Source organism: Paracoccus sp. UBA889 (assembly GCA_002294185.1).
Lineage (GTDB): Bacteria > Pseudomonadota > Alphaproteobacteria > Rhodobacterales > Rhodobacteraceae > Paracoccus.
Genome location: DBFD01000041.1, coordinates 1,016 through 5,577 on the forward strand (window position 1 = coordinate 1,016; position 4,562 = coordinate 5,577).

The window sequence follows — 4,562 nt, forward strand, 5'->3', positions numbered from 1 at the left end:
CGCCGCCGGCGGCGCCGCGGCCGGCGGGCTTGCGCGCAAGGATTCGCAGCCGCAAAACGACGCGAGCTTCGGCGAATTGTTCAACGATGCGGTGATCCGCGATGACGAACCCGAGATCGCGCCCACTCCGGAACAGAACGCCGTGGCGGGGCTGATGCTGCGGGCGATGATCCAGGCCGCCAAATCCGATGGCCGCATCGACGATGCCGAAAAGCAACGACTGCTGGGACATCTGGGCGACAGCCTCGACGACGACGAACGGCAGTTCATCCGCGAACAGATGGCCGCGCCGGTCGATGCCAGGGCGCTTGCAGGCGAAGTGCCCAAAGGGCTGGAGGCGCAGGTCTATCTGATGTCCCTGCTGGCCATCGATTTCGACAATGAAGACGAGGCCCGCTATCTGCGTGATCTGGCCCAGGCCATGGGCCTGTCGCGCGAGGCCGTGAACGGCATCCATGCCGAGGCCGGCGCCACACCGCTCTATACCTGACCCGTGCTGCGCGACCGGCGCGGAAAGACGCCTGGCGGGCCATCGCAATCCCGTGATCGATTCGCGATGAGAATTGATCCGGCTCCGGCCCTCTGCCAGTATCGGCGCCACGAAGGCCAGATATTTCAACAGGGAAACAGCCATGAAATTCTTGACCATCGCGGCCATCGCCGTCACAGCCGCCCTGCCCCTTGCCGCCCATGCCGAGCAGGAGGAAGACGTTCTCCAGGGGCGACAGGGCTATATGAAGCTGCTGTCACTGAACATGGCGCCCCTGGCCGCGATGGCAAAGGGCGAGATCGACTATGACGAGGCCGCGGCCTCGAAAGCCGCCGCCAATATCGAGGCACTGACGAAATACGACATTCCGCCGCTTTTCATCGAGGGCACCGCCAATGGCGAGATGGAGGGATCCGACGCGCTGCCGGCGATCTGGGAAAAGCCCGAAGACTTCGCCATGTCCTATGCCGCCCTCGGAGAGGCCGCGAGCGGCGCCTCGGAGGCGGTGAAGGGCGGACAGGCCAATATCGGCCCGGTCCTGCAAAAGCTGGGCGGCGCCTGCAAGGATTGTCACGACAGCTTCCGCAAGAAGTAATGGGCCGGTCCCGCGAGGCGCGCAAGATTCGGGTCTGGGATCCCGCGCTGCGATTCTATCACTGGACACTGGCGCTGCTGGTGGTCGTGAACTGGCTTCTGGGCCAGTTCGGCCCGAACGTGATGACACTGCATTTTTCGCTGGGATACGCGATCGTCGCGTTGCTGGTCTTTCGCATCATCTGGGGCTTTGTGGGTCCGGCGCCGGCGCGCTTTGGCACCTTCCTGCGCGGACCCTCGGCCGTGGCGGGCTATCTGCGCCACGTCCTGGATCGCTCCCCCAGTCATTGGTTCGGGCATAATCCGCTGGGCGCGCTGTCTGTCATCGCCATGCTTCTTGCGCTGATCTGGCAGGTCGGAACGGGATTGATTTCGGACCCCGAGGATTTCGTGAATGTCGGTCCGCTGGCCGGGGACGTGCCGGGATGGCTGTCGCGAAAGGCGGTCGGCTGGCACAGCCTCGGCGGCAGCATCGTGCTGATCCTGCTGTTTCTGCACGTGGCGATGATCCTGTTCTACCGATTGTGGAAGAACGAGGATCTGGTCCGCCCGATGATCACGGGCTGGAAATGGGTCCGGATGCGCTGACCGGCGCCGCAGAGGTCGGCCGGACCGCGATTCAGTCGAACTTGTGATTGCGGGGAAAGCCGCGGGGGGCCATGCGCCCGGCGCCGGCGCGCTTGCCCAGCCAATCGCCGAGATCGCTTTCGGTCCGGGTCTTGCCGCCCGTCATCGACCAGCTCAGCCCTTCGGAAAGCGTGACGAAGGTCGCGTCGGACAGCGTATCGGCGGCCACCAGCCCGCCGCCGTTGCCGAAACGCTGCAGGCGGACGCCCTTGCCGCGCGACATTTCCGGCAGATCGGCCAGCGGAAAGACCAGCATCTTGCGGTTCGTGCCGACCACCGCGACATGATCGCCGCCGACCGGCTTGCACAGCAGCGCGTCGCCGTTCAGCACCTGCTTGCCGGTCTTGGTCTGGGCCAGAATGTCGGCGGCATCGACGATGAAACCGTTCCCGGCTTTCGAAGCGACCAGATATTTCCGCCCCTCGCGCCAGGGGAACATCGCGATCACCTCGGCCTCATTGGGCAGATCCACCATCAGGCGCAGCGGCTCGCCCATGCCGCGCCCGCCGGGCAGCGCGTTGGCGGGCAGCGTGTAGAAACGACCGTTCGAGGCAAAGACCATCAGCTTGTCGGTCGTCTCGGCATGAAGCGCCATCGCCGGTCCGTCGCCGTCGCGGAACTTCAGTTCGGCATCCAGCGGCTGATGGCCCTTCATGGCGCGGATCCAGCCCATTCTGGACAGGATCACGGTCAGCGGCTCGCGCTCGATCATCGCCTCCATGTCGATCGGCGGGGCCTCGACCGCATCGGTGATCAGCGTCCGTCGCTGACCGTCGGGACTGGACTTGCCGAAGAGGTTGCGCACCTCCTTCATCTGATCGGCGATGCGCGCCCATTGCGCGGCCTCATCGCCCAGCATCGTCTGCAATTCCTCGCGTTCGGCCAGCAGGCTGTCGCGTTCGGCGCGAAGCTCGATCTCTTCCAGCTTGCGCAGGGCGCGCAGCCGCATGTTCAGGATCGCCTCGACCTGCACCTCGTTCAGAAAAATTCCGGAAACGCTGTCGCCGCCGCTCCAATCCTCCTGCATCAGCTTGCGTTTCGGATCTTCCTCGTAGCGGATGATCTCGATCACCCGGTCAAGGTTAAGATAGGCGACCAGATAGCCTTCCAGCACCTCCAGCCGCGCCGCGATCCGGTCCAGACGGAAATTCGCGCGCCGGATCAGCACCTCGCGGCGATGATCCAGAAAGGCGCGCAGAACCTCTTTCAGCGAGCAGACCCTGGGCACGCGGCCATCGATCAGGACGTTCATGTTCAGGCTGAAACGAATCTCCAGATCGCTGACGCGGAACAGGGCGGCCATCATCTGTTCGGGATCGACGGCCCGGGTCCTGGGTTCCAGCACGATGCGGATATCCTCGGCGGATTCGTCGCGGACATCGGCAAGAATCGGGATCTTCCTGGTCTGGATCAGTTCGGCCAGACGTTCGATCAGACGGGATTTCTGGACCTGATAGGGGATTTCGGTGACGACCACCTGCCATTGGCCGCGGCCCAGATCCTCCTGCTCCCACTTGGCGCGGACGCGAAAGGCGCCGCGGCCGGTGCGATAGGTTTCGGCGATCGATTCGCGGCTTTCCACGATCACCCCGCCGGTCGGGAAATCCGGGCCCTGCACGATGCCCGCCAGCGTGTCGTCGCGCGCCTCGGGCGTCTTGATCAGGTGCAGGCAGGCATCGATCAGTTCATGCAGGTTGTGCGGCGGGATATTCGTGGCCATGCCGACGGCGATACCGGATGCGCCATTGGCCAGCAGGTTTGGAAAGGCCGCCGGCAGCACGACCGGTTCGGTCAGGGTGCCGTCGTAATTGGCGCGAAAATCGACGCTGTTCTCGGCCAGCCCGTCCATCAGCGCCTCGGAGGCCTGCGCCAGCCGCGCCTCGGTATAGCGCGCGGCGGCCGGGTTGTCGCCGTCGATATTGCCGAAATTGCCCTGTCCGTCCACCAAAGGATAGCGCATGGCGAAATCCTGGGCCAGCCGCGCCATGGCGTCGTAGATCGCCGCATCGCCGTGGGGGTGGTAATTGCCCATCACGTCGCCGGTGATCTTGGCCGATTTTCGGAAGGCACCGTTGGGCGCCAGCCTGAGTTCGCGCATCGCATAGAGAATGCGGCGATGCACCGGCTTCAGTCCGTCGCGCGCATCGGGCAGCGCGCGGTTCATGATCGTGGACAGCGCGTAGGTCAGATAGCGTTCGCCGATCGCCCGGCTGAGCGGTTCGGCCTGAAGGTTCTGGTCGGGATCGTTCGGCACTTCGTCGGACATGACGGATGGATAGGCCGAGCCGCGCTGCCGGTCCAGACGAAAAGCGCAGGAAACGGGCGCGGAAAGCCCGGCCCGCGGCGCCTCATCTCAAGGCTGATCGGGCAGATCGAAGGTCACCGCCTCGCCCCAGCCATGGACGCTGTCATGGGCGCGGATCCGCACCTGTGTCAGGTCTTGCGGCAGGTTTACCCCGCTCAGCGAGCGGGTGAAGGGCTGTTCATCCACATGCGGATGGACCAGTTCCCGCGTTCCCAGAACGGTATCGTCCGCGCCAAGGATCTGCCACGCATCGGCATAATGGTCCCAGCCTTCGTCGGCATGTTCGACCGCGACATCGAACCGCCACGTTCCGTCCTGGCTCATGGCCTCGATTCCGACCACGCGCGGCGAATTCGCCAGCGCCACGCCGGGCATCAGCACAAACAGCAAAAGCAATCGTCGCATCCGGAACATTTCCTTTTCATCTCGACGCCGTAAGCGGAATCAGGACCGTCCCATCGACGCGGCTTCCGCAACCATAGCAGGCCGGTCCGCAAATGCTGAGAGCGACGGCGTTCACGATCCCTTGCGGCCCCGCCCCTTGCG

The 4,562-nt window shown here is 64.6% G+C and carries 5 protein-coding genes; 3 read left to right on the forward strand and 2 right to left on the reverse strand.

Translation table 11 applies throughout. From position 1 onward, the window contains the following. From B4L36_RS06685 to B4L36_RS06695, 3 genes are all read left to right on the forward strand, one after another. A partial coding sequence (locus B4L36_RS06685; protein WP_292954214.1) for a tellurite resistance TerB family protein occupies positions 1-490 on the forward strand: 490 nt, incomplete at its 5' end. Between the two features lie 142 nt (positions 491-632). Then, a complete protein-coding gene (locus B4L36_RS06690) occupies positions 633-1,085 on the forward strand; it encodes a c-type cytochrome (RefSeq protein WP_292954217.1) in 453 nt (150 codons plus the stop codon). After that, the gene (locus B4L36_RS06695; RefSeq protein ID WP_292954220.1) at positions 1,085-1,672 is read left to right on the forward strand and encodes a cytochrome b/b6 domain-containing protein; all 588 of its coding nucleotides are present in this window, start codon (positions 1,085-1,087) and stop codon (positions 1,670-1,672) included. The genes B4L36_RS06690 and B4L36_RS06695 overlap by 1 nt, the downstream gene beginning before the upstream one ends. Before the next feature lie 31 nt (positions 1,673-1,703). Here B4L36_RS06695 and parC read toward each other — a convergent pair whose 3' ends face one another. Continuing rightward, positions 1,704-3,977 (reverse strand): DNA topoisomerase IV subunit A, encoded by a 2,274-nt coding sequence (parC, locus tag B4L36_RS06700; RefSeq protein WP_292954223.1) that lies wholly within the window; start codon positions 3,975-3,977, stop codon positions 1,704-1,706. 87 nt (positions 3,978-4,064) lie between these two features. Then, a complete protein-coding gene (locus B4L36_RS06705) occupies positions 4,065-4,421 on the reverse strand; it encodes a hypothetical protein (RefSeq protein WP_292954226.1) in 357 nt (118 codons plus the stop codon). Positions 4,422-4,562 lie beyond the last annotated feature (141 nt).